Source organism: Wolbachia endosymbiont (group A) of Clivina fossor (genome assembly GCF_964026865.1).
GTDB lineage: Bacteria > Pseudomonadota > Alphaproteobacteria > Rickettsiales > Anaplasmataceae > Wolbachia.
In genome coordinates this window covers 454029-480270 of record NZ_OZ034707.1, presented here as the reverse complement: position 1 = coordinate 480270, position 26242 = coordinate 454029, and the positions used below count along the sequence as shown (strand labels likewise).

21 protein-coding genes, 1 tRNA gene and 1 pseudogene are annotated in these 26242 nt (G+C 35.9%); 10 read left to right on the top strand and 13 right to left on the bottom strand.

What is annotated here, in order from left to right:
• The first annotated feature begins 42 nt into the window (after window positions 1–42).
• The gene (locus AAGD99_RS02545; protein ID WP_341822494.1) at window positions 43–4545 is read left to right on the top strand and encodes an ankyrin repeat domain-containing protein; all 4503 of its coding nucleotides are present in this window, start codon (window positions 43–45) and stop codon (window positions 4543–4545) included.
• A 985-nt stretch (window positions 4546–5530) separates the two neighbouring features.
• On the opposite strand, the gene AAGD99_RS02540 is transcribed toward AAGD99_RS02545, so the two are convergent.
• Window positions 5531–7696, bottom strand: coding sequence for a transketolase (locus AAGD99_RS02540; protein ID WP_341822493.1), 2166 nt, complete (start codon window positions 7694–7696; stop codon window positions 5531–5533).
• A gap of 113 nt (window positions 7697–7809) precedes the next feature.
• On the opposite strand from AAGD99_RS02540, the gene rpsD reads away from it, so the two are divergent.
• The 8 genes from rpsD (at window position 7810) to AAGD99_RS02500 (ending at window position 12654) form a co-directional block, all read left to right on the top strand.
• Window positions 7810–8424: a 30S ribosomal protein S4 gene (gene rpsD, locus AAGD99_RS02535; protein ID WP_096616967.1), complete on the top strand. Its 615-nt coding sequence runs from the start codon at window positions 7810–7812 to the stop codon at window positions 8422–8424.
• 10 nt (window positions 8425–8434) lie between these two features.
• Window positions 8435–8521, top strand: a tRNA-Leu gene (locus tag AAGD99_RS02530).
• A 30-nt stretch (window positions 8522–8551) separates the two neighbouring features.
• A complete protein-coding gene (gene iscX / locus AAGD99_RS02525) occupies window positions 8552–8746 on the top strand; it encodes a Fe-S cluster assembly protein IscX (protein WP_253308941.1) in 195 nt (64 codons plus the stop codon).
• 478 nt (window positions 8747–9224) lie between these two features.
• Entirely contained in the window at window positions 9225–9566 is a 342-nt protein-coding gene (locus AAGD99_RS02520; protein WP_341822492.1) for a DUF721 domain-containing protein, read from the top strand.
• A gap of 37 nt (window positions 9567–9603) precedes the next feature.
• Window positions 9604–9918, top strand: a complete 315-nt coding sequence (rpmB, locus tag AAGD99_RS02515; protein ID WP_341822491.1) for a 50S ribosomal protein L28 — start codon at window positions 9604–9606, stop codon at window positions 9916–9918.
• A complete protein-coding gene (lipA, locus tag AAGD99_RS02510) occupies window positions 9911–10774 on the top strand; it encodes a lipoyl synthase (RefSeq protein WP_264732375.1) in 864 nt (287 codons plus the stop codon). Before rpmB ends, lipA begins: the two co-directional genes overlap by 8 nt.
• Window positions 10775–10834: 60 nt before the next feature.
• A complete protein-coding gene (gene ubiE, locus AAGD99_RS02505) occupies window positions 10835–11551 on the top strand; it encodes a bifunctional demethylmenaquinone methyltransferase/2-methoxy-6-polyprenyl-1,4-benzoquinol methylase UbiE (RefSeq protein ID WP_253308943.1) in 717 nt (238 codons plus the stop codon).
• Window positions 11548–12654, top strand: a complete 1107-nt coding sequence (locus AAGD99_RS02500) for an FtsW/RodA/SpoVE family cell cycle protein (protein WP_253308944.1) — start codon at window positions 11548–11550, stop codon at window positions 12652–12654. The genes ubiE and AAGD99_RS02500 overlap by 4 nt, the downstream gene beginning before the upstream one ends.
• Window positions 12655–13306: 652 nt before the next feature.
• On the opposite strand, the gene AAGD99_RS02495 is transcribed toward AAGD99_RS02500, so the two are convergent.
• The 6 genes from AAGD99_RS02495 to AAGD99_RS02470 all read right to left on the bottom strand — a co-directional run bounded on the left by AAGD99_RS02495 (window position 13307) and on the right by AAGD99_RS02470 (window position 18060).
• On the bottom strand, window positions 13307–13729 hold the full coding sequence (locus tag AAGD99_RS02495) for a hypothetical protein (protein ID WP_341822490.1): 423 nt from the start codon (window positions 13727–13729) through the stop codon (window positions 13307–13309).
• A complete protein-coding gene (locus AAGD99_RS02490) occupies window positions 13684–14391 on the bottom strand; it encodes an ankyrin repeat domain-containing protein (protein WP_341822489.1) in 708 nt (235 codons plus the stop codon). The genes AAGD99_RS02495 and AAGD99_RS02490 overlap by 46 nt, the downstream gene beginning before the upstream one ends.
• A gap of 144 nt (window positions 14392–14535) precedes the next feature.
• Entirely contained in the window at window positions 14536–14835 is a 300-nt protein-coding gene (locus tag AAGD99_RS02485; protein ID WP_250295924.1) for a type II toxin-antitoxin system RelE family toxin, read from the bottom strand.
• The gene (locus AAGD99_RS02480) at window positions 14816–15040 is read right to left on the bottom strand and encodes a hypothetical protein (RefSeq protein ID WP_264732366.1); all 225 of its coding nucleotides are present in this window, start codon (window positions 15038–15040) and stop codon (window positions 14816–14818) included. The genes AAGD99_RS02485 and AAGD99_RS02480 overlap by 20 nt, the downstream gene beginning before the upstream one ends.
• Window positions 15041–15135: 95 nt before the next feature.
• Window positions 15136–16842 carry an arginine--tRNA ligase gene (argS, locus tag AAGD99_RS02475; RefSeq protein ID WP_341822488.1) on the bottom strand — a complete coding sequence of 569 codons (1707 nt, stop codon included), beginning with the start codon at window positions 16840–16842 and terminating at the stop codon, window positions 15136–15138.
• A gap of 348 nt (window positions 16843–17190) precedes the next feature.
• Window positions 17191–18060 (bottom strand): hypothetical protein, encoded by an 870-nt coding sequence (locus AAGD99_RS02470; RefSeq protein ID WP_341822487.1) that lies wholly within the window; start codon window positions 18058–18060, stop codon window positions 17191–17193.
• Window positions 18061–18171: 111 nt separating this feature from the next.
• On the opposite strand from AAGD99_RS02470, the gene AAGD99_RS02465 reads away from it, so the two are divergent.
• Window positions 18172–19186 (top strand): IS630 family transposase gene (locus AAGD99_RS02465; protein WP_341822251.1). Its coding sequence is split into 2 segments (ribosomal slippage): window positions 18172–18636 and window positions 18638–19186, totalling 1014 coding nucleotides; the frame shifts between segments, so codons are not numbered across the junction.
• On the opposite strand, the gene AAGD99_RS02460 is transcribed toward AAGD99_RS02465, so the two are convergent.
• The 6 genes and pseudogenes from AAGD99_RS02460 to argB form a co-directional block, all read right to left on the bottom strand.
• Window positions 19173–19481: a hypothetical protein gene (locus AAGD99_RS02460; RefSeq protein WP_341822486.1), complete on the bottom strand. Its 309-nt coding sequence runs from the start codon at window positions 19479–19481 to the stop codon at window positions 19173–19175. The genes AAGD99_RS02465 and AAGD99_RS02460 overlap by 14 nt on opposite strands.
• A gap of 69 nt (window positions 19482–19550) precedes the next feature.
• Window positions 19551–19730, bottom strand: a pseudogene (locus tag AAGD99_RS08980) (multidrug ABC transporter ATP-binding protein); the annotation flags it as partial.
• A 116-nt stretch (window positions 19731–19846) separates the two neighbouring features.
• A complete protein-coding gene (locus tag AAGD99_RS02455; RefSeq protein ID WP_341822485.1) occupies window positions 19847–20830 on the bottom strand; it encodes a hypothetical protein in 984 nt (327 codons plus the stop codon).
• 86 nt (window positions 20831–20916) lie between these two features.
• Window positions 20917–21477 carry a hypothetical protein gene (locus AAGD99_RS02450; RefSeq protein WP_341822484.1) on the bottom strand — a complete coding sequence of 187 codons (561 nt, stop codon included), beginning with the start codon at window positions 21475–21477 and terminating at the stop codon, window positions 20917–20919.
• A gap of 1306 nt (window positions 21478–22783) precedes the next feature.
• A complete protein-coding gene (locus AAGD99_RS02445) occupies window positions 22784–24499 on the bottom strand; it encodes an ABC transporter ATP-binding protein (RefSeq protein WP_264735645.1) in 1716 nt (571 codons plus the stop codon).
• A gap of 830 nt (window positions 24500–25329) precedes the next feature.
• A complete protein-coding gene (gene argB, locus AAGD99_RS02440) occupies window positions 25330–26241 on the bottom strand; it encodes an acetylglutamate kinase (protein WP_320157132.1) in 912 nt (303 codons plus the stop codon).
• Between the last annotated feature and the right edge of the window lies 1 nt (window position 26242).

Sequence of the window (26242 nt, the reverse complement as noted above, 5' to 3'; positions counted from 1 at the left end):
ACGGCTTTGCCGTGATAATATAATTTTACATGGAGGTGTGGGGTGTTAACTATTAAACAACAAGGAATAGACTACAGTGATGAAAGTAAATATTTTGGTAGCCAAATATTAAACCGTGATACTAGCATTTCTATAAACTCTCATTGCTATCTAACTGGGGTTGAAAGAACGAAGTTAGCTAACAATATTAATCAGATTGGAAAAATCTTCTCGGAACACACTGGCAATAATATCAATAGTGTGTGGATCGGTGTTTTTGATATTGGAGAGCTTGATACTGACAAGTTCAAAGAAAGAGAAGTAAAAGACCGTGAAGAGAAGTACTTGCAGAACAGTATTCATGTAAGATTTAGAGACTTTAAAGTATTAGTTTACTCATGGCTTGATATCAATCAGTTCAGCCAAGATCAATGGAATAACTTTTTATTACAACTTAAGAGAGATCACGAAGTAAATTTTATAGGAGCTGGGCCACTTACATTTAAATATAAAGACTTTAATTATCGTGTATACCCTCCACTCTTTGTTTCTTCGGATGATGAGAAATCTTTCCTTAACAACCCCGAAGTTTATAACTTCTCACCAACAGAAGTAAATAAGATTATAGAAGATATCGAAGAATCTCATCAATCAATAGAAAAGAAAATTGCTAGTTATTATGAATCATTAGGAAAAGATTTTGTTAAAAACGGTAAAGGTTACATACATATAAAGGCTGATATCGGTAAAAATAATGTAAAGAATTTTACTGATGTGTCTTATACAAACAGCCCCGACGGTATTCACAATAAACCGATAAAAGAAGCATTTGTTAAAGATGATGTAGGGGGGAATTTGTTACATTCATATGTTTATGAGAACAAAGAAGCTCTTATGAAATTTATGTTTAAATTGAACATTTTTAATGATGATAGTATTAATGCAGTAGACGCAAATGGCAAGACTCCTTTACATTTAGCTGCAGAATATGGCAGAGGAGCTATGGTGGAAATGCTATTAAATAAAAAGGCGAAGGTTGATATAGCAGATAATCGTGGTAAGACTCCTCTACATTTAGCTGCTCAATATAACGAAAAAAAAGAGATAGTAGAAATGCTATTAAATCAAGGGGCGAAGGTTGATATAGCAGATAACCGTGGTAGGACTCCTTTACATTTTGCTGCTCGAAATAACAACAAAGAGGTAGTAAAAGCCCTATTGGATAAAGGTGGAATCGATGTTAATGCAAAAAATAAGAGTGGATGGACTCCTTTACATTTGGCTGCTAACCATGACCATAAAGAAGTGGTAGAAGTTCTATTAAAAGGAGGAGCAAATGTTAATGTACAAAATGATAAAGAAGAGACTCCTTTACATTTTGCTGCTCGAAATAACAACAAAGAGGTAGTAAAAGCCCTATTGGGTAAAGGGGCAAATGTTGATGTACAAAATGATAAAGGAGAGACTCCTTTACATTTTGCTGCTCGAAATAACAACAAAGAGGTAGTAAAAGCCCTATTGGATAAAGATGGAATCAATGTCAATGCACAAGATAATAGTGGATGTACTCCTTTACACTTCGCTGCTCTAAATGGCTATAAAGAGGTAGTAAAAGCCCTATTGGATAAAGGGGCAAATGTTAATGCAAAAGATAAAGAGGGAAACACTCCTTTAAAATTAGCCACTGATGACAAAATAAAAACTCTATTACAAAACACAGCTGAATTACTTAAGGCTGCTAAAAAAGGTGATATTGATGATGTACAAAATCTGTTGGATGAAGAAGGAAAAGCACAGGTTAATGCAAAAGATAATAATGGATGTACTCCTTTACATTTGGCTGCTCGAAATGGCAAAAAAGATGTAGTAAAAGCCCTATTGGGTGAAGATGGAATCGATGTTAATGCACAAAATGATAAAGAAGAGACTCCTTTACATTTTGCTGCTGAAAATGGCGAAAAAGATGTAGTAAAAGCCCTATTGGATAAAGGGGCAAATGTTAATGCACAAAATGATAAAGAAGAGACTCCTTTACATTCTGTTCTTAAAAAGAAGAAGATAGACATAGATATAGTGAAAACTCTACTGGGAGCAAAAGACATCAATGTTAATGCAGTAGATCAATATGGAGAGACTCCTTTACATTTTGCTGCTGAAAATGACCATAAAGAAGTGGTAGAAGTTCTATTAAAAGCAGACGTAATCGATATTAATGCACAAGATAATGATGGATGTACTCCTTTACATTTGGCTGCTGTAAGTGGTCATAAGCAGGTGGTGCAAGCTCTATTGGATAAAGGGGCAAATGTTAATGCACAAAATGATGAAGGAAAGACTCCTTCCAATTTAGCCACTGATGAAGGAATACAAAATCTATTGCAAAGCGTAAGAGAGGCCAATGGTAAACTGCTTGAGGCTGCTGAAAGCGGTAATATTGATGATGTAAAAAATCTGTTGGGTAAAGAAGGAAAAGCACAGGTTAATGCAACAGATGAAACAGGGGAAACTCCTTTACATTGGGCTGCTGTAAGGGGCCATAAAGAGGTAGTAAAAGCCCTATTGGGTGAAGATGGAATCGATGTTAATGCAAAAGATAATAGTGGAGGTACTCCTTTACATTGGGCTGCTGTAAGGGGCCATAAAGAGGTAGTAGAAGCCCTATTGGATAAAGATGGAATCGATGTTAATGCAAAAGATAATGATGGAAATACTCCTTTACATTTTGCCGTTTTCAAGGGCAATCAAGAGGTAGTAAAAGCCCTATTGGATAAAGGGGCAAATGTTAATGCACAAAATGATGAAGGAAAGACTCCCTTAGATTTAGCCAATAATAAAGGAATACAAAATCTATTGCAAAGCGTAAAAGAGGCCAATGATAAACTGCTTAAGGCTGCTGAAAGCGGTAATATTGATGATGTAAAAAATCTGTTGGGTAAAGAAGGAAAAGCACAGGTTAATGCAACAGATGAAACAGGGGAAACTCCTTTACATTGGGCTGCTGTAAGGGGCCATAAAGAGGTAGTAAAAGCCCTATTGGGTGAAGATGGAATCGATGTTAATGCAAAAGATAATAGTGGAGGTACTCCTTTACATTGGGCTGCTGTAAGGGGCCATAAAGAGGTAGTAGAAGCCCTATTGGATAAAGATGGAATCGATGTTAATGCAAAAGATAATGATGGAAATACTCCTTTACATTTTGCCGTTTTCAAGGGCAATCAAGAGGTAGTAAAAGCCCTATTGGATAAAGGGGCAAATGTTAATGCACAAAATGATGAAGGAAAGACTCCCTTAGATTTAGCCAATAATAAAGGAATACAAAATCTATTGCAAAGCGTAAAAGAGGCCAATGATAAACTGCTTAAGGCTGCTGAAAGCGGTAATATTGATGATGTAAAAAATCTGTTGGGTAAAGAAGGAAAAGCACAGGTTAATGCAACAGATGAAACAGGGGAAACTCCTTTACATTGGGCTGCTGTAAGGGGCCATAAAGAGGTAGTAAAAGCCCTATTGGGTGAAGATGGAATCGATGTTAATGCAAAAGATAATAGTGGAGGTACTCCTTTACATTGGGCTGCTGTAAGGGGCCATAAAGAGGTAGTAGAAGCCCTATTGGATAAAGATGGAATCGATGTTAATGCAAAAGATAATGATGGAAATACTCCTTTACATTTTGCCGTTTTCAAGGGCAATCAAGAGGTAGTAAAAGCCCTATTGGATAAAGGGGCAAATGTTAATGCACAAAATGATGAAGGAAAGACTCCCTTAGATTTAGCCAATAATAAAGGAATACAAAATCTATTGCAAAGCGTAAAAGAGGCCAATGATAAACTGCTTAAGGCTGCTGAAAGCGGTAATATTGATGATGTAAAAAATCTGTTGGGTAAAGAAGGAAAAGCACAGGTTAATGCAACAGATGAAACAGGGGAAACTCCTTTACATTGGGCTGCTCAAAATAACAAAAAAGAGGTAGTAGACGCTCTAATAAAAGCAGGAGCAAATATTAATGTAAAAGATAAAGATGAAAAAACTCCTTTCGATTTAACTACTGATGAAGAAATAAAAACTCTATTTCAAAAAGCCGCAGAAAGCCCTGATGCTGGTTTAATTGATGAGCCATCGACGGATAGTAAAGGGGTTCAAGAAGAAGATGCTGGTACAGAAAAGAAAGAAAAGCAAGAAGGTGATGCTCAATCAGGATCAGACATTGCAGAAAAAGGAACTGGTGTAAGCAACGGTAGTCAACCTACAGGACCTACACAAAATAATGGAGGACAACCCACCACCAGTGCAGGACAAGGAACTGATGTAGCAACCGGAAGTGCACAGCCTATTGCTCCCATAGAACCTGCACAAACAGAAGAACAGCCGAGTTCTTTTTTTGGTAGTTTGTTTAGTATACTTATGAAGCCTTTTTCATTAGTTGCATCATTTTTTGGTGGTTTTTTTTCATGGTTGTTTGGGTCTGATGAGCCAATACAATCATCATCTGAATCTGACCAACCAGTTGTGTTATACCAATTCTCAATAATAATGAGACAAATGAAAAAGAGTGCTTTCCGCCTATAACTGGAGGTTTAAGTGAATTTATCGTATATTCTATTTGTCTTCCCAATAACGAAGTTTGGTATTAGAACCACCGAATAGTTCAGGAGACCATGACATAATATAGCTAAAGGTTTACTAGATTCCAGCGTCACGCGCTGGAATGACATGGTGGGATGCATCCAAGTAGCTGACACTGGTTTCCATCCAAGAGGGCAGTGCCCAGGCACTGGTTCCTTTATGACGGTGTCATCCCAGTACCTTCTCCTGTCATCCCAGTACCTTCTCCTGTCATCCCAGTACCTTCTCCTGTCATCCCAGTGCGTGACACTGGGATCTCATTTTACTTTATGATGATGTCATGAAAGTAGCTGACATTGGGATCCAGAAGACTTAATTTCAACCAAATAATAAAGGCTAGATCCCAGTGTCACGCACTGGGATGACAAAAAAAGGAGCACCGGAATGACAGCAGTCCTACGTCATACCGCGATTCATTCGCGGTATCTCTTAGCATAGATCCCGCTAACACGTAGCGGGATGACGGTTGTCGGTGAACCTAAGTTACTTTAGCTACAAACGTTAAGAAATTTACCAAACGAAAAAAAAGGCAAAAGAAGCCCTAGTCATTGTCTACTTTCAGTATTGGCGTTTTTTAAGTCTTAAACACTGCAATTTAGCTGCTTTTAAATGCAACTCACCTTTGTTTAAATGTTTAAGAAATTTACTAAGCAGAAAAAAAGGCAAAGAAATCCCGTGTTAGCTAGTTGTCACTCTCTAATCCTGCAAATTGGCGTACTATACTGTCTTAAACGACTTATAAGCGCGTTTCATCTTATATAGGTAAAAACCTAGAAGTATTGTGAAGACATAAGGTGCACATAGTGCAAAAAATTAAAAATAAGACGCCAACTACGTTGTTTTCTTGCTGTTTAATCTGCACAGATGAAGATAACTGAATACCTTCAGTTTCATGATAAAGGGGCTGGCAGAGTTTGTCAAGTGGTTTCTATTGAATATATACAGTGGAATGATAAAATTCACACACACATTTTACTACGTGATCGGCGCTGATATTAAAATGCTCATAAAGTGTTTTATAAGGTGCTGATTCTCCAAAGCTTTTCATGCCAATAAATATACCGTTTGAACCTATATATTTATGCCAACCCATTTCACTTCCGGCTTCAATTGCAACTTTAATGCTGTCATTATTTAATATCGCTGCTTTATATTCATCACTTTGCTCATCAAAAAGCCTCCAGCATGGCATAGAAACAACCCTTGTACCTATACCCTTTTCCTGCAATTTCTCCCTTGCTTCAACTGCAATTTCAACCTCGGACCCCGTAGCAAATATTGTCACTTTTAATTCTTTTGAACATTCACACAAAATATATGCACCAAACTTCGATAGATTAGCAGATTGATCGATATCAAAATAGAATTTGCGCATGTAATTGACATTTTGCCTTGAGAGCGCAAACAGTGCAGGTGATTCTTTTTTTTCGAGTGCAATGCTAACACACTCTAGAGTTTCAACTGCATCGGCTGGCCTAAAAACATATAGATTTGGTATAGCACGCAAAGAAGCTAAATGCTCTATTGGTTGGTGAGTTGGGCCATCTTCTCCCACTCCAATTGAGTCATGAGTCATCACATAGATAACCTGCTGTTTCATCAAAGCTGAAAGACGTATAGCAGGACGACAGTAGTCGGAAAATACCAAAAAAGTGCCACCATAAGGAAGAATCGCGCCGTGAAGTGCCATACCATTCATACATGCTGCCATAGCGTGTTCTCTCACTCCATAGTGGACATAAGAACCACTATAATTATTACTATCTATTACCTGCATGTGCTTATATTTAGTGCAATTTGACCCAGTAAGATCAGCAGAACCACCGATTAATTCCGGCATATGTTGTGTTAAAAGTTCCATTACCATGCCGAAAGAAGAACGTGTAGCTTCGTTTGGCATTGTCTCGTGTATTTGTTTCTTCAAGTTAGCCAAAACATTATCGATATTGTCTGGTAGACGTTTATCTAACCGTCTTTGAAGTTCTTTATTTTCACTGGATTCCAGTGTCAAGCACTGGAATGACACCGAATTGCTGTTATCTGGCAGACGCTCATCTAGTCGCCTTTGAAGTTCTGCATGATATCCTGTCATCCCAGCATTCTCTTCTGTCATCCCAGCATTCTCTTCTGTCATCCCAGTGCTTGACACTGGGATCCATTCTTTTTCTTCTTCACTGGTCACATGCTGGAATGACAATGAATTGTAATTTTGCCTTGCTCTCTCAACAGTTTTCTTCCAGGCGTTTTTCACATCTTCTGGCACATGAAATGGCTCGTAATTCCAGTTTAATTTCTCTCTCATCTGTTTGATGTCTTCCTCCGAAAAAGCACCACTGTGAGCAGAGGATGTGCCAGCACGGCTTGAAAATTTTCCGATAATAGTTTTGCAGCAGATCATTGTAGGTTTATCAGACTTTTTTGCTTGCTCTATTGCAAGGGATATGGCATCAAAATCATGGCCATCAATTTTGTCAACATTCCATCCATACGCTAAGAAGCGTTTCTCTACATCATCAGAGCAGGAAAGGCAAGTAGCGCCATCTATAGAGATATCATTATCATCAAAAAGGGCTATTAATTTATTCAATTTAAGATGCCCAGCAAGTGATGCTGCTTCATGGCTTATTCCTTCCATAAGACAGCCATCCCCTAGCATTACGTAAGTGTAGTGATTGATTCTGAATTGCTTTTTAAGGATTGATTCAGCAAGTGCCATGCCAACAGCAGCGGCAAACCCCTGACCGAGCGGGCCTGTTGTTGCCTCTACCCCGGAAGTCAAGCCAAACTCTGGATGACCTGGGGTCTTGGATCCCATTTGCCTAAAGTTTTTTAGCTCATCTATGCTAGTATAACCTGTCAAATATAATATTGAGTATAGTAACATTGACCCATGACCGTTTGATAAAACAAAGCGATCTCTATTGAACCATTTAGAATCATCAGGATTATAATTCAGATATTTAGCAAACAAAACAGTTGCAACATCTGCCATGCCAAGTGGCATACCTGGGTGTCCAGAGTTTGCTTTTTGTACTGCATCAATTGATAAAAAACGGATGGCGTTTGCCATAGATTCCAAATGTGAATGATTCATGTGTTAATAGAAAAACTTAAAAATGAAGTATAAAAGATTATATCAGCAAAAACAAGTTGACACTGAATGCTAAAATCCTTAATAATCTAAAGTTAAATCGTGAGAGTTTTTATATGACAACTGTTATCACTAGAAAGTATAGGATTAGCCGTAGACTTGGTGTAAATTTATGGGGTAGAGCTAAAGACCCAGTAAACAAAAGGAAATACCCTCCAGGTCAACATGGTATTCTTGGATTCAAGAAGTTATCCGACTTTGGTAAGCAGTTTGCTGCGCATAAGAAATTTAAGTTTTACTATGCGATTTCAAGTAAGCAGCTCAGACGTACATTTTTAGATGCTTATAACAGAAGGGGTTATACGGCTGATAATTTTATCGGTATTTTAGAATCAAGGCTCAGTTCTGTTTTATACCACTCTAGTCTTGTGCCAACAATTTATGCAGCGAAGCAGCTCATATCTCATAAGCACGTTACAGTTAATGATAAGGTGGTCAATATATCGAGTTATCGAGTGAAACCAGGTGATATAATAAAAATAAGAGAAAGGGCAGCAAAAATCCCTGTAGTAGTAGAGGCTGAACAAAAACAAGAGCGCAAGGCTCCGGATTATTTAGAGACAGATAGTAAAGAGCATTCAGTGAAGTATTTGAGGTCACCTCAATATTCTGAGGTTCCTTATTCAGCAGACATGGAAGTCAATTTAGTAGTAGAGTTTTACTCTAGATAGATAAAAAAAAGCCCGTGTGGCGGAATCGGTAGACGCAGCGGACTTAAAATCCGTGGGTTTTGCGACCTTGGGAGTTCAAGTCTCCCCATGGGCACCAATTTAACTTAGCAGATAAATACAAAAAAGTATGAAATGGCTTGATATAGAAGATATTGTAGAAGCTCTAGAGGAAAAATTTCCAGATGAGAATATAATTAATATCAGATTCACTGAGCTTAAAAAAAAGGTCTTGAGTTTAGAGGAATTTGATGATGATGAAAAACGCTGTAACGAGAAAATACTCGAAGCCATTCAAGCAGCTTGGATTGAGGAAAGATCTTAACAAATAAGAAATAACTATCGCTATTAAAAGTTAGCGCGTGACGCTGGAATCCAGAAAAAAAAGAAAAATGGATCCCAGTATCAAGTACTGGGATGACAACAAAAAAGAAGGAGTCTAAAATTCGGACACCGTATATCATTCATTTTAGACAATACTGTACTTTTTAAATCTAATTTAAAATTCACTCAGGTTAATAATAATTTAACTAATTACAATTAAAACAGCTAGAAGGTTAATTATGAGGCAAAGATGGCAGCACAAAAATTTTTGGATGGAACGTGATTACGACTTGCCTGACAAGTGCTACGTTGAGATAAATTTTACATAAAAATACTGCTTTTTACGGTGTGAGGCTAGAGGTTTGTAAAGTAGTTAGAAGGTTGTCATCCCAGTGTTAGCTACTTGGATTTGGCACTGAGGAAATCCAATGTAGTAGTAAACCTTACTTATTTAGTTATACTAGAAACAAAACAGAAAAATGCTCAAACGTAGCGGTCCAAAAAAAATAAAGTCTATAATTGAAAATTACGCATTAAAATGCATGAAAAATAAGATTAGCAAAAATGAAATACGTCTGATTTTAAACTGGCGAAATATAGTAGGGAAAGAAATAGCAGAGTGTACAAAACCGAAAAAGATCTCATATGCACAGAATGTAAATTCGGGTGTATTGCATCTAGTAGTAACAAATGGCAGTAAAGCATTAGAAATTCAGCATATGATTTCTCTTATAATAGAAAAAATTACGATATTTTTTGGCTACAAAGCAGTATATGGTATAAAAATTAAGCAAGAGAGTATTGACTATTTGACTATATAAGGTAATCTAAGTACATAGAATAATTTGGTATATTGAAGTGAGTAGAGTTTGTGAATTAATAAATAGAAAAAAATCTTTTGGTAATAAGGTATCACATTCGAATCGTAAAACAAAGCGTACCTTTCTTTTAAATTTACATAAGGTTACGTTGACAAGTGATATATTGAATAAAAAGTTTAGATTTCGTGTGGCAACAAGAACTTTGAGAACTATAGATTACAAAGGTGATTTAGATGCTTTTTTGCTCAACACAAGAACGATTAAACTAAGTGAAAAAGCGCAGAAGATAAAAAGAAGGTTGAAAAAAGTTTTAGTAAAGCAAGAGGTAGAGTTAGCCGTTTCAGATGCATAGCAAACCTCAATGGCTCAGAGCAAAAGCTCCGACCGGTGAAGTATTCAATGAAACTTTAAACATCGTTAAACTGCATAACTTACATACGGTATGTGAAGAAGCTGCATGTCCAAATATTGGTGAATGTTGGAATAAACGTCATGCTACTGTGATGATTCTTGGTTCTGTTTGTACTCGTGCTTGTGCATTTTGCAACGTTGCAACTGGCATTCCTGATAAACTAGACCCTCATGAGCCAGAAAATTTAGCAAAAGCGATAAAAAAGTTAAACTTAAAACATGTTGTCATTACCTCTGTTGATCGTGATGATTTACCAGATGGTGGCGCAAATCAGTTTATACAGTGCATAGAAGAAATTAGAAAGATAACTTCAGAAACAACAATAGAGATTTTAACTCCTGATTTTTTAAATAAGAAAGGAGCATTTGAAGCAATTGCTGTTGCATCACCTGATGTCTATAACCACAATATTGAAACAGTGCCGAGATTGTATGCAAAAATAAGACCACGAGCTCGCTATTTTCATTCACTATATTTGTTGAAGATGGTAAAGCAGATTAATCCTAAAGTTTTCACAAAGTCAGGGCTTATGGTTGGTCTTGGAGAAACAAAAGAGGAAATACTTCAGGTTATGGACGATTTGCGCAGTGCTGAGGTTGATTTTATTACAATTGGTCAATATCTACAACCAACTCCAAAACATGCAAAACTTGATAGGTATGTTACCCCAGAGGAATTTGAGCATTATAAATACGTTGCTTACTCCAAAGGTTTCTTAGTGGTTGCATCAAGCCCACTAACTCGGTCATCATACCACGCTGAAGAAGATTTCAACAGGCTCAAGGCCTGTCGTTGACATTTGTGTTAATTCAAATTAATTTTTACTAATTATAAAGGAGTTGAGCGACTTTACGTAATGTCTACTATAAAAATCGAGAAGAAATCACAATTAGTTAAAGAGGTATTCGATTCCGTGGCAAGTCGCTACGACACCATGAATGATATAATGAGCCTCGGAATGCACAGATTATGGAAAGATAAGATGGTAAATAGTGTGCATTTTACAAAAAACTCTAAGATTTTAGATATTGCTGGAGGAACTGGAGATATAGCAATAAGAATAGTAAGAAAAGAGCCAAGTGCTAAGGTTACAGTATGTGACATAAATCAAAATATGCTAAGCAGAGGACGTGATAAAGCTATAAATTCAAACCAAATTAATTTTGATTGGGTATGTGCGAATGCAGAAAGTTTACCATTTGAAGACTCCGAATTTGATTATTGCACAATAGCTTTTGGCATTCGAAACGTTTCTGACCGCAAGAAGGCTTTAAATGAGGCGCACAGGGTATTAAAACCACATGGGAAATTTATCTGCTTAGAATTTGCCCCTATGCACTATCAAAATGAGATATTTACCAAACTTTATGACTTATATTCATTTAAAGTAATTCCTAAAATTGGCAGCATAGTTGCTAAAGACAGGAGTTCTTATGAATATTTAGTGAAGAGCATTAGAGAGTTTCCAACTCAGGCTGATTTTAAAATGGAAATTGAAGAGGTAGGCTTTAAGAATGTTGAGTTTCATAATATGAGCTATGGAATAGTGGCATTACACATTGGAACAAAATGAATATTAAATTCTGGTATAGAACGCTGGATTATTATCTCATCCTTCCAGTGTTTTTTTTGCTCACTATAAGCTTCATTCTTGTTTATTCAGCAAGCCCTGTAATTGCGCAGCGTCTTTCTTTACCACAAGATTATTTTATACGGCGCCATACAATTTATATAGTCCTGTCACTAATTACCCTGGTGACATTTTCTTTTCTCAACACAAGAACTATACTTAACCTCTCATTCGCAGGTTTCATTTTATTTACTATTTTAGTGGCAGTTGCGATAATACTTGGTATAGAGGTAAAAGGTGCGAAACGATGGTTACATATTGTCAAAATTTCAGTTCAACCATCTGAGTTCGTAAGGCCATTTTTTTCTGTTGTTATAGCTAGTATCTTAGCCAGCGGAATGAAGTTTAAAATGCACATATCAATCATAATATTTCTGTTAGTTTTTGTGTTGTTACTTTTGCAACCTGATTTCAGTATGTCCATGCTTTTAACATATTCTTTTATTGGTCAAATGTTTATTGCATGTATACCACTTTTATACTTTCTATGCATAATAGGAATGGCCACAACTGGAACTACAATAGCTTACTTATGCCTCCCACATATAAAGCAAAGGATTTACAATTTTGTCTTTTTTACGCAACGCGATAACTTTCAAGTCACAAAATCATTAGAAGCATTCAAAAGAGGTCAATTAACTGGAGTTGGACCTGGTGAAGGTAGCGTAAAAACCTCTCTTCCTGATTGTCATACAGATTTTGTGTTTTCTGTTTTAGCAGAAGAATTTGGTTTGATTACGTGCTTAGCCACATTGATGTTATTTGGCATCATTTCCGCCCGCTTGCTTTACGTTGCATATAGAGAAAATGAATTATTCAATCTATTGGTGATTCTTGGTATCTCAATTCAATTCATCACACAATTCATAATAAACACAGGGGTAACATTGAGTGTTTTTCCCACCACCGGTATAACCCTGCCACTACTTAGCTATGGTGGTTCTTCTCTTTTATCTTCGAGCATCGCACTTGGCATAATGCTGTCTTTCAGTAGAAATCAAGCTATCGCATTAAAGTTTCGTGAGCGTGTTATGCTTGTGGACTAGTGGTCACCCGCTCACAACTATTATTGGTATCCCTCCAAAATGGGTATCTGTTCAGATGAGTGGCAAGAGATATTATGAAATCTGAAAGAGTTATGCATAGCTGTACGAACATTCATTTTTGAAGGTAAATTGCACAGCAAATGGTGTCATTCCAGTCTGGAATCCAGAAATTTTGCTTATAACTGAGCTGATGAGCTAAAGGTAGTTGTCTTACGCTAAAACAAACGTTTTTAATTAAGTTGCATAGAACCAGTGTCTGGGTACTGCCCACTGGTGGCCCAAACTACAACGTTCGTACAGTTGTGCGTGGCGCTAACACGTAGCGGTATGACAGCAGTCCTACGTCATACCGTCACGGTATCTCTAGATCCCGCTAACACGTAGCGGGATGACGGTTGTCAGGGTGTCATCCAAGTAGCCTCTTTCTTGTCATCCCAGTGCCCAGACACTGGGATCCAGGAAACTTAATTGCAAGTAATGCATTGGGTTTGGTGAGTATGGGTTTTGCGTTATAGAATGAAGCACTTTTGGTGAATTTGTAAAGAAAACTGGATTCCAGACTAGAATGACACCTACAGACACTCCACTTGTTATTCTAACGCGTGACACTGGAATCTAGATAACAATTAGACCATATTGTCAAGCAATAGGATTACATAAAATACCCTGCATATATTTCCTGCTCATTTGGTAGGCCTTGTTCTTCTTCCACTTCTTCTACTTTAGTACTAGGTTTTAACATCATATATGTGATACCACCAACTGCTAGTGCTGCTGCTGCAATTGCAACCACTGCTGTTACTATAGGTATTAACTCAACTGCAACCGTTCCAGTCGCAAAAAGTGCCACTGCTACGGCAGTGCCTAATACTGCGGTTGCACCACCGGCAGAAATACTTTTATTAAGTGCTTGCTGCTTCAGTTGTTTTTCTTCTGCTTCTTTCAGAAGCTTCTTTATAAAGTCACGTTCAGCTAAATCTCTCGGAGTTTTACCATCTTTATTCTTTAATAAAGGATCTGCACCATTTGCTATAAGAATTTTACTACTTCTGTATGGCCCTTTACAGCAGCGCAATGTAAAGGAGTAATACCTTTTGCTTCTCCTGCATCAATCTTTGCGTTAACATTTGCCCCATTTGCTATGAGAATTTTTACTACTTCTGTATGGCCCTTTACAGCAGCGCAATGTAAAGGAGTAATACCTTTTGTTTTTTCTAGATGATCAGCCTTTGCATTAACATTTGCCCTATTTGCTATAAGAATTTTTGCTATCTTTGTATGACCTCGTTCACCAGCACAATGTAGAGGAGTATATCCTTTAAATCCTTCTACATTAGCCTTTGCATCAACCTTCGCCCCGTTTTTTACTAGAATTTCTACTATCTCTGTATGGCCCTTTATAGCAGCGCAATGTAAAGGAGTCATCCCTTTGTATTCTACATCAACACTTGCATCATTTTCTATTAGAAGGTTTACTATTTTTTCATAGCCACATAAAGCAGCTAAATGCAATAACGTAAAATGCAATAACGTAAATCGATCATATGCTATTAGTATATCATCTTTAATTTTAAATAGGTAATCTACATCAAAACCAGCTTCTTCCCATTTCTTATATTCTTCTGGATATTTCTTTAATTCCTCTTTTATTTTGTCAATTACGTTGTCTTTACTTAAGCCTTCCTCCTTATCAACTGCGCTTAACATTCTTTTCCACTGCTCATAGTTCATTGTCATAATTTTACCCCTACTTCAATAATATTTTAATTATCATGTATTATGGCAAAAAAATCAACTCATCTCTTCCAAAGGTTCTATATTAAAGATGGAAAGTCCAGAAGCGATCTAAGGCTTGTACGAGGTGAGGTCTTTCTTATATTTTTAATTGTGTAATCTTCTGTGTTTGTAAATGTTTTTTCTATGCCCCACTGCAGTAATAAGTACTTTACGTTCTGAATGATTTATGATGTAAATTATACGGTAGTTGCTAACCCTTATCCTATATTGCCCTCTAAAGCTATGGCATAAAGGCTTTCCTAGATTAAAAGGATCAACTGTAAGGCGTTTCTTTATGGCCTCCTGAACCATTAATTTAATCTTTGCCGGAAGAGCTGGAATTTCTTTTTCAATAACATTTTTTAAGAATTTTATAGTGTAAGTTTTATTTCCAGATGTTTTCATCATCCTCTACTTCTTCTTCACCTTCAGAGAGGCGATCGTCAGCTATTTGGGATAGCTCTACATCTTCTTCGAACTCTTCTTCCACTAAATCTACTAAAACTTCAGGGATAGTTTTATTTTGAATCTCTGCCATTTCTGTAAGATACTGAGCCAATTTACTGTCAAAACTTACATTAACATTGAGCTTTTTTTGACTGTGAGCCATATATTAACCAAAAAATACTACTATAAACTATAACATTTTTACTTAATTTTGTCAACTTCTCTATTCGTTGAAAAAACAATCTTGCACAAAAAAAGTCAACTCATCTCTTCCAAAGGTTCTATATTAAAGATGGAAAGTCCAGAAGCGATGACGTGTGCTAAGGCTTGTACAAGGAACATTCTTGCAGCGGTGAGGTTTAAGTTGTCTTCCAGTATGAACCGCATGTTTAAATCACTCTTGCCATACCCCCATAAAACGTGAAACGCTTCTGCAACTTCAAGTAAGTAGAAAGTAATTCTGTGTGGCTCATAAAGCCTTGCCGCTGTTTCTATCACATTTGGCCACTTTGCTAAGGTTTTTATGAGGAAGAGCTCCCCATCTGTCTTTAAAAGTGAAGGGTCTGCTGTTGGGAGCTCTTTTGGAGCATTACGCATTAACGAATGAGCACGAGCATGCGCATATTGCACGTAAAAAATAGGGTTGTCTTTTGACTGTTCTTTAACTTTAGCAAAATCAAAGTCCAAGACCATATCATTCTTGCGTGTTAACATTATAAAACGAGTTATGTCCCTGCCAACTTCTTCCACTACATCTCTTGCTGTGAGGAAGTTTCCTGATCTTTTGGACATCTTAACAGGTTTGCCATTCTCGAAAAAATTCACAATATTATGCAGTTTTACCTCTATTTTTGCTTGATCATCACTTAATGCAGAGACAACTGCTTTTAGCCTTTTGACATAACCGCCGTGGTCACTACCAAGCTCTACGATCATATTATTAAAACCACGTGATATCTTATCAAAATGGTAAGCGATATCTGAGGCAAAATAAGTCCAACTGCCGTCCTCTTTCTTCAATGCGCGGTCAACGTCATCACCAAATTTTGTAGAGCGAAATAACATTTCTTTTCTGGAAGTCCAGTTTTCACTTTCTTTGCCTTTTGGTTTCTCCAGGTACCCTTCATACACTAGACCCTTGTCAGACAATATCTTTATACTCTCTTCAATTTTGCCACTTTTTTGTAGCTCATACTCTGAAGTAAAAACATCATGACTTACCCCAAGTAAGTTCATGTCTTCCTTTATGATTTCTAAGATAGAACTTAAAGTATATTCCTTAATCACCTGATTATCTTGCTTTTCTAGAAGCTCCTTGCCATATTTTTTGGCCAGCCCATTCCCTATCGGTTTTAAATATTCACCTGGGTATAAACCTTTTTCAATGCTGATTTTTTCTCCCAGAGCTTCCTTATACCGCAAATATACTGACTTTATTAGTGTATCTATCTGCGCTCCAGCATCATTAATATAGTATTCCTTAGTAACTTTATAACCAACTTTTTTCAATAAATTTGCCAAAACGTCACCAAATACTGCTCCTCTTGCATGACCAATATGCAGTGGACCAGTTGGATTTGCCGATACAAATTCAACATTGATGGCCTGATTGTTCCCTATATCTAGGGTGCCAAACTCTGTTTTTAGCTCATTTATTTGTTTTAAAATTCCATGCCATACTTCTATTTTTAAGTGCATGTTGATGAAACCAGGGCCTGCTATTTCCACTTTTGCAACTTCATCAAAAGGTTTAAATTCTCTTGCTAAGATCCCTGCAATCTCAACTGAATTCCTCTTTTCATGCTTTGCAAGCACCATGGCAACGTTTGTGTAAATATCTCCATGCGCTCTATTGCTTGGAGGCTCTACAATAAAATTTGCCGCACTTGTATTTATGACACCCCTTTGCTTCAACTCATTTAATTTGCTGGAAATTAGAGAGGAAACCTGTTTGAAAATGTTCATTAACTAAAAAGCTATAAGACTTGTAGCAGTATAGTGGATAAATGGAAGGAGTTGAAGGGTTATCTGATGTAATCTATAGCTAAAGTGACTTAGGTTTACCGACAATTTGAAGAACTGTCATTCCGCTACCCGTTAGCGGCCGCGGTGGTATGACGTGTTGCTCCGTGTCAGCTACTTGGATGACACCTATAGCCCTGTCATTCCAACGCGTAACGCTGGAATGACAAAGAAGAATGGGCTATTGGTTTTTCATATGGTTATGCAAAAGCCTAATCTTGCAGTCTTTTCTTTAATGGCACATGTATCAAAATCGTATAAGCTTATACCATTCCCTGTTCAAAATATCATTTATATAAAAAACGCTGGTACTACATCCTGAAAATCCCAAATTGTTTCTTTGCAAACTTCACAATCTCCTTTTTCTTCTGCACAACTAGTTATTCTTTTATCACTATCAAAAAATTCTTTGCATTCATCAAGTGTTTTATCACTTATTGTCCCATCTTTTTTTACAAGTTTATGCGTTTTCTTGTCAGCAATAATCAGTGGTTGATTTTGAGAAAGCACTACCACTGGCTTATTTTTGTCGATGCTTCCACCTTTGTAATATACTTTTGCGCTTACTACATGAGCCTCATCATCAAAAATATGATTTTTACAATTCTCATACCAATCACCTTCAACATCTCGCCGTATATCATAAGATTCTTTGCAAAGATCACCCTGAGGAATACTAACGCACCGTGAATCCATACTTCCTCTAGTAGTGATATAACTGTAGTCTGTGCCATTCTTATCACAGTTAGTTACTTCTATACCAAATTGTTCTACATAATAATCCCCAGCTTTAATTTTGTCAATAATTTCTGCGCTTAAGTCAGGATAAAATTTATCCAATGCTTTTCTTATGTAAAGCTTAGCATCACTACCTACATTAACATATTCACCATCTTCTCTAGCATTCTCACATTCCCTTCGATTACACCCACTCTCGTCAATTTCTTTAGTAATTTCTTCTTCAATACATTTACACTTAAGATCTTTTTCTAGTTCACCCTTAATATTTTTCTTCAATTCATTCTTAGTCTCATCATCAATTTCGCACTTAAGATCTTTCTTTAGTTCATTCTTAATATTTTTCTTCAATTCATTCTTAGTCTCATCATCAATTTCGCACTTAAGATCTTTCTTTAGTTCATTCTTAATATTTTTCTTCAATTCATTCTTAGTCTCATCATCAATTTCGCACTTAATACCAATTCCTAAAAATAAATAGACGAATAAAGAAAAATTTCTAAAATAGAATAATTTAAGAATTAGTGGGGAGTTATGGCAGGAAAAAGTAAAGCAATAGGAGAAGAATTATATAATAAGTGTAACCTGGAATTAAAGAAGCACGGCATAAGAGGAGAGATAGGAAGAAGATTACAGGCAATAATATCTGCAAAAGAATATGGAATAACAAAAGTTGTTCAAATATACCGAATTACTAGAACTACATTGATGAAGTGGATTACAAGATTTAAGGAAGGAGGAGTCAATGCGTTTAAAATACAACCAGGACGTGGAGTAAAGCCGAAGTTGAGCTACAAGCAGCAAGAAGAAATTAAAAATGTCATAGCAGAAGAAGGAGCCAACCTAACGGCTAAGAAATTAAAAATCATAATTGAGAAAATGTTTTCTATTGAGGTAAGTAAGTCTACAGCACATAGACTGATGCAAAAGTTAGGTTTTTCGTATATTACTCCAAGGCCTGTGCACAATAAACAGGATAAAAATAAACAAGAAGAGTTTAAAAAAAAATCTTAATGAAACTATTGTCACGTATCCCGAAAAAGAGCTATTTTTCTTCGATGAGTCGCGGTTTGGCACACATTCAAAGATTGGACACGGGTGGTTTAAAAAAGGCATTAGGACACAGGTTAAGGTAAAATTAGGTAGGCAAAACTTTTATCTCTATAGTGCAGTTAATCCTAGAAATGGAGAGAGTTCTAGCTTATTCGTACCAAACGTCAATACTGATTGTATGAATATATTCCTTGAGCAGATGTCACAATATTTAGGAACAAGGGAGGCATTTCTTGTTGTGGATTGTGCAGGATGGCATAGATCCAAAGGTTTAAAAATACCACAAAATATTACCTTAATCTATTTACCTCCATATTCACCAGAGTTAAATCCAGTAGAGCGTTTATGGCAATATTTGAAAGACAATCTCATTAAAAATAGAATATATGACTCTGTTAGTTTATTGGAGGATACTGTATGTGCATTCATTCGTAATATTACGGAAAGTTCGATCAAAACCATTTGTTCTGTGAGTTATTTGCCTACTTATTTATGAGATTTGGTATAAGATCTTTCTTTAGTTCATTCTTAATATTTTTCTTCAATTCATTCTTAGTCTCATCATCAATTTCGCACTTAAGATCTTTCTTTAGTTCATTCTTAATATTTTCCTTTATTTTATTTATAAATTTTTCATAAATTTTTATTTCATTTTTAACTTTAACCTTATCATCACATGGTCTACATTGTTTAACTATGCGTATTGCAGTTGTAGGAATACCTGCAGGTAAAAAGGAACGGCAAATCATAAAAACTCCTTCTAAGAATATTATAGAATTATTATAAAACAAAAAGGTTAAAAGTTTAACAACTTTAATTACAAATCTAGCATGCGAACCAACAGAAATTTTCTTTCAATTCTACCGTATCTTCGTCAATTTTGCATACAGTCCATCTTTATTCATTAGAGAGTCATGAGTTCCTACTTCCTCTACTCTCCCATGATTAATCACTATAATCTTGACAGTTTTGAGTGCGGTTGATAGCCTGTGCGTAATTATAATTGTTGTTCTGTTTTGCATTAAGGAGAAAATTTGCTTGAAAATGTTCATCAACTAGAAAAACTATGAAAACCTAGAGCAGTATAGCGGACAAGTGGGGCTAGTTGAAGAGTTATCTTAACTATTTTACTTTCCTGGATTAGGAAAGTTATAGTTTATATTAAGTCGTTGCCGTAACCATGGTAAGAGAAAGCCATACCTTCGCTGTAACTAAGATCATTATTATCAGTCGTAGGTTTAGGCTCAGGTTCTTTCTTTAGCTCATTCTCAGTATCAGGTTCTTTCTTTAGCTCATTCTCAGTATCAGGTTCTTTCTCTAGTTCATTCTCAGTATCAGGTTCTTTCTTTAGCTCATTCTCAGTATCAGGTTCTTTCTTTAGCTCATTCTCAGTATCAGGTTCTTTCTCTAGTTCATTCTCAGTATCAGGTTCTTTCTTTAGCTCATTCTCAGTATCAGGTTCTTTCTTTAGCTCATTCTTAGTATCAGGCTCTTTCTTCAGTTCATTCTTAATAATTTCTTTCAGTTCATTCTTAGTCTTATCACTAATCTCAAACTTAAGACCTTTTTCTAGTTCATTCTTAATATTTTCTTTCAGTTCATTCTTAGTCTTATCATCAATCTCAAACTTAAGACCTTTCTTCAGTTCATTCTTAATAATTTCTTTCAGTTCATTCTTAGTCTTATCACTAATCTCAAACTTAAGACCTTTTTCTAGTTCATTCTTAATATTTTCTTTCAGTTCATTCTTAGTCTTATCATCAATCTCAAACTTAAGACCTTTCTTCAGTTCATTCTTAATATTTTCTTTCAGTTCATTCTTAGTCTTATCACCAATCTCAAACTTAAGACCTTTCTCCAGTTCATCCTTAATATTTTCTTTCAGTTCATTCTTAGTCTTATCATCAATCTCAAACTTAAAACATTTTTTCAATTCATTCATAGTCTTATCATCAATCTTACACTTAAGATCTTTACCACATTTATCATAAATCAACTTACTCTTATTGACTTTACAATCATCCAACTTTGTGAACAAATTAATTTTTAACATATCACTGACATAGCACGTATCAAGTGGCAATATACGTACATGATTTGCATTTTTTTGATTCGGACAAGAAAAAGTATTCGTTGGCATAAAATATCTCCATTAGTAAATGGAATTATTAAAAAATTAACTATAAAGTGAAAGTGTGTACTAACAATGTACACACTGTATTACTTTTATATAATATGAACAGTGCCTTCTAGCACTGACATATTGTGGGTAGAAAAAAAGGCTTCAGCACTTTTTGCATCTAATATAGAAGAGTTTATTACTTCTACACATTTATCACATGCAGAATTGTCTTCACAATTGCCCACAAGTTTACCATCTATAACCTGAAGGTTGTTTTTAGAATTCTGAATAATTTTTGCACATTCTTTAAACTTGTAGCCTGTTGGCTCTTTGGTCTCAATATCAAGAATATCATCAGTTATTGGGTTGACCGTTATTGCAAGCTTTGAAAAATCAACGATTATTTTAGATTCAGGTTCAGGCTTAACTTGTGGATAAGGGGGACAAGCAGGAACAGGGGGACAAGGGGGACAAGCAGGACAAGGTGGTATATTTAAATCGAATTCGGGAAGCTGTATATTTAATTCGAGTCCATCATGCCGCGAGTCAAAGCGGTTATGGCAACGTGGGTCAAAGTTATGATGGTACCGTGGATCAGTTATGCAAGCTGCGCGTGCAGAAATACATGGATCCATATGTGGATACGAAGAAAAATTGTAAGTCATAAAAATCCTTTAAAAAGTAACTATTGAATTATTATAGGATAAAAAAGTTAATGATTTAATAATTCTAAGGTTAAAACTAGCATACACAAACTTACAGTACATTTCAAAATACGATTTTAATGTAGCAGATATTAGAGTTGGAAGTTTTACTATGGCAGAATAATGATAAGATTCCAAGAAAGAGCTGTCAGTAGTCAAATTAGTTGTGTTGCTGAAATAAATTTTGGTAGAACTGCTATAGCCACTGCGAATAACAACTTGCTTATCCTCTCAAGCAAAATGTGAAACACATGGGTTGAATAACACCCATGTGCTCTTGGAAGCGCGTATAGCTAGACGTGCGTTTATGAGTTGTTTAAAAACAATCTTCTAATAAAGAAACCCAAATTCATCACAAGGATTATGACATGTGTCATAATAGTTATGATATGAGTTAAAATGATTGTGGCACGAATTAGTAGCACAAGGTGCGTATGCAGGTGCACAAGCTTGTGCACAGTTCGATACTGGTGCTGGTAAAGCTGGCAAATTATAAGCCATGTTCGATACTGGTGCTGGTAAAGCTGGCAAATTATAACCCGTAAATGGTAGTTTTGGTAAATTACTGTAATGATAAATCATAATGATCCTTAAAAAAATACTATGAGATTATTATAGGATAAAAAAGTTAATGATTTAATAATTTTGAGGCTAAAATTAGCATATACAAACTTACAGTACATTTCAAAATACGACTTTAATGTAGCAGATATTAGAGTTAAAAGTTTTACTATGGTAGAATAATGATAAGATTCCAAGAAGAAGCTGTCAGTAGTCAAATTAGTCGTGTTGCTGAAATAAATTGTAATATATGGTTACTGTGAATAACAAGTAAGCACCTGTTTATTATATTTTCAAGCAAAATGTGAAGCACATGGGAAACCATGTGCTCTTGGAAGCACGTATAGCTAGACGTGCGTTTATGAGTTGTTTAAAAACAATCTTCTAATAAAGAAACCCAAATTCATCACAAGGATTATAACATGTGTCATAATAGTTATGATATGAGTTAAAATGATTGTGGCACGAATTAGTAGCACAAGGTGCGTATGCAGGTGCACAAGCTTGTGCACAGTTCGATACTGGTGCTGGTAAAGCTGGCAAATTATAACCCGTACATGGTAGTTTTGCTAAATTACTGTAATGATAAGTCATAATGATCCTTAAAAAAATACTATAAGATTATTATAAATTAAAATGATTAAAAATTTAATAACTTTAATTATAAATCTAGCATATCAACTAACGATATGATGTAAATTTTCTTTCAATTCCACTGTATCTTCGCCAGTTTTGCATACAACCCGTCTTTACTTATTAGGGAGTCATGAGTCCCTACTTCTTCTACTTTTCCGTGATTAATTACTATAATCTTGTCAGTTTTAAGTGCAGTTGATAGTCTGTGTGTAATTACGATCGTTGTTCTGTTTTGCATTAACTTGCTTAATGCTTTTTGCACGAGGTTCTCACTTTTATAATCAAGGGCAGAGGTTGCTTCATCCAGTATTAAAACCTGAGGGTTTTTGAGTATGGCTCTTGCTATTATAATACGTTGTTTTTGTCCTTCAGAAAGTTTTAATCCTCTTTTTCCTACAAATGTATCAAATTTATCAGGCAGCTTATCAATAAATTCCATCGCATAAGCGCTGATAGCTGCTTGCTTCACTTCTTCATATTCAGCACCAGGTTTGCCATATAGTATATTTTCCATTATTGAGCAAGAGAATATTATGTTATCTTGTGGCACTAAGCCAAACAACAATCTGAGGTCATTTAACGCAATTGACTTAATATTGTGCCCATCGATAGTAATGCTGCCTCTGCTTGGATCATGAAAACGGAGCAGAAGTTTTAAAATGGTGCTTTTACCACTGCCAGATGGTCCAACAATTGATACTACTTGACCTGCCTTTATAGAAAATGATATGTTATTTAACGCTGGCTTATCAGACTGAGATTCATAAAAAAATGTCACGCCATTAAACGAAATTCCTTTTTGAACACTACAAATTTTTATAGGATCATTGGCATCTGCTATAGAGCTTTTCATATTTTTAAATTCAAATAAACGCTCTACTATTCCAAGACCTCGTTGTAAATCACTGATATTATCGCTCAAATTATTTATAGCTCCTGCCGCAAGCGCTGAATAAAACACAAATGAGGAGAGTTCTCCAATAGTTATATTATTGCTTAAGACTTCTTTAATACCAAAAAAGAGCAAAACAACTAGTGAACCTATCACACACGTGATAACTAGAGTTACTAAAATAGCACGCAAGAGTACTAATTTTACGTATGATTTTGATACTGAGTTTAAATACTCCTTAAAACGGGTTTTTTCATTTTCTTCGAGTACAAACGATTTGATAGTCACTATAGATCGAAAATTTTCCTCACTAAGTGATGCAAGCTCACTTAATTTATCCTGGGCAAAGCGTGCATAGCTACGCACTTTTTTTCCAAATGAGGTCATAATAATGAGTAGTATAGGTACTATTGCGGCTGCATACGCAGTTAGGTGCAGATTTGTATATAATAACATGGCAACACTGCCAATTAATATTACAAAATTTCGCAATATGGTGAGTAGGCTGCTATTTATTATTGATTGCAGCGCAGAGGTATCAGTAATGAGTGCTGAGATAACATCTTGTACGCCTGTGTTCTCAAAGAAACTTGGTTGCAAGTCAGTGATACTGCTATATAAGTCATATCTGATTCTTGCGATAACTTTCTCGCTGCCAATGCCAATGAAATATAACCGAGTAAATGCAGTGAGAGAAATGGCTAAAACTATAAGTATTGCAACTAATAGTTTGGTAGTAAAATCGTGCTCTGTGCCAGAATCAATTATGTTGCTTAAGCCTCTGCCAAAGAGGAGGATCGTTAAGGCTGAAAATAAAACTGCAATAAAAGCTATGATGAAATAAGATAGATTAGGCTTTATATAGCAAAATAACTCTCTAATATTAGATCGCATCGTATTTTGAAGTTTCTAAAGTTAAGTATATAGATTTTAGTTTCAGGGGAAAGGGGAAAGGTGTAGCACAATAGCTAACGTCATACCGTGTACAAACGTTGCAATTTTTAAGCAAAGTGATGTTGTTCAAGTAGCTGACACTTGGGGTCTATGTTTTTTCTGGTCACACGCTGGAATGACAAAGTGAGCGTGCGTAGGTGTCATCCGAGTAGCCCCTTTTTTGTCATCCCAGTGCCCAGACACTGGGATCCAGAAAAGTTTGCTTGTAAGCAAGCAAACTAGCATAGAAAGTGGTTACAACATTTTCGATGAGATTATATGGAAAACTGGATCTCAGTGTCTGGGCACTGGGATGACAGCAGTCCTACGTCATACCGCGATTCATTCGCGGTATCTCTTAACATAGATCCCGCTAACAAGCAGCGGGATGACACCTCTCTTGGGCTCTTTTAGCTACAAACATTAAGAAATTTACCAAATGAAAAAAAAGGCAAAGAACTCCCGTGGTGCGAGTTTTGACTCTATATTACTGTAAGTGGCGCTGTAATAATGTGCTGACGCTTAGTTTAAGCGCGTTTTGGCTGAATGTAGAAAAAATTTAAAAGACATGCAGCCGCTATAATTTTATGTAATCCGCCAAAAAATACCCTAAGTTTTTTACTGAATTTTGTCATTGAGCCTGCAGGTCAAAAACAAGTTTTGAGTCATAAATACCCTTACTGTCATAATAAGGGGGCTGGCGGAGTTTGTCAAGTAAGTTTTTTCGTTTCTATTCCCAAGAAAAGTTCGTCATATGGTTATGCAAGAAGTCTATTCGTGTAGTTGTCTAGTTATAAATCACTCACAATTGATATGCTTGAATTATTCTCAGTAAATAAATCAAGCATAATGTTAGGTATTCTACCATCAACTATGTGAACAACTCCAGCACATTCCTCTACCATTTTAGTATATGCCATAAGCCTTCCAATAAATTTTTCTCCTTGAATTTTGCCACAATCAATCGATGCATTTAAATTTTTAACAGATATCTTCCTGCCACCAATTTTATCTATTTCTTCACCTGTATCGCTAAAGGTTATCATTTTAGATGCAGAAACTGCAATTGCAATTGTGCTTGCAGTGCTATCGGCATCAATATGATATGTTTCCCCATTTTTTCCATGACCAATTGGTGCAATAACTGGTATAAAATCTGATTCTTCAATAAAAAATAATATATCAGGATTGATTTCAGTGGGCCTACCGATGAATCCCATGTCTAGTATTTTTTCGATGTTATTTGATCTGTCTTCCTTAAGCGTAGCGCTTATCTTTTCAGCTTTTATTAAGTTGCCGTCTTTTCCACATAATCCAATAGCTGAACCACCAGCAGAATTTATATGCTGAACAATTTTTTTATTAACTGAACCACACAGTGCCATTTCAATGATTTTCATAGTGTCTTTGTCTGTAAGTCTGATACCATTCACAAACTTACTGTCCATACCCAGCATTTTTAACACTGAGTTAATTTCATATTCTCCGTCATGAACTATCACCGGATTTATACCAAGCTGCTTTAATAAGACAACATTATGCACAAAAGTATAGAATAGTGTTTCATCTGAGATCGTTACGCTGCCACATTTAATGACAAAAGTTTCACCCACAAAGCTAGGTATGCTAGACAGCACTTCAAGTAATATTTCTGCTTTTTGTTCAAATGATACTTCACCCTTTAAAAATTCACTACTTTTCATT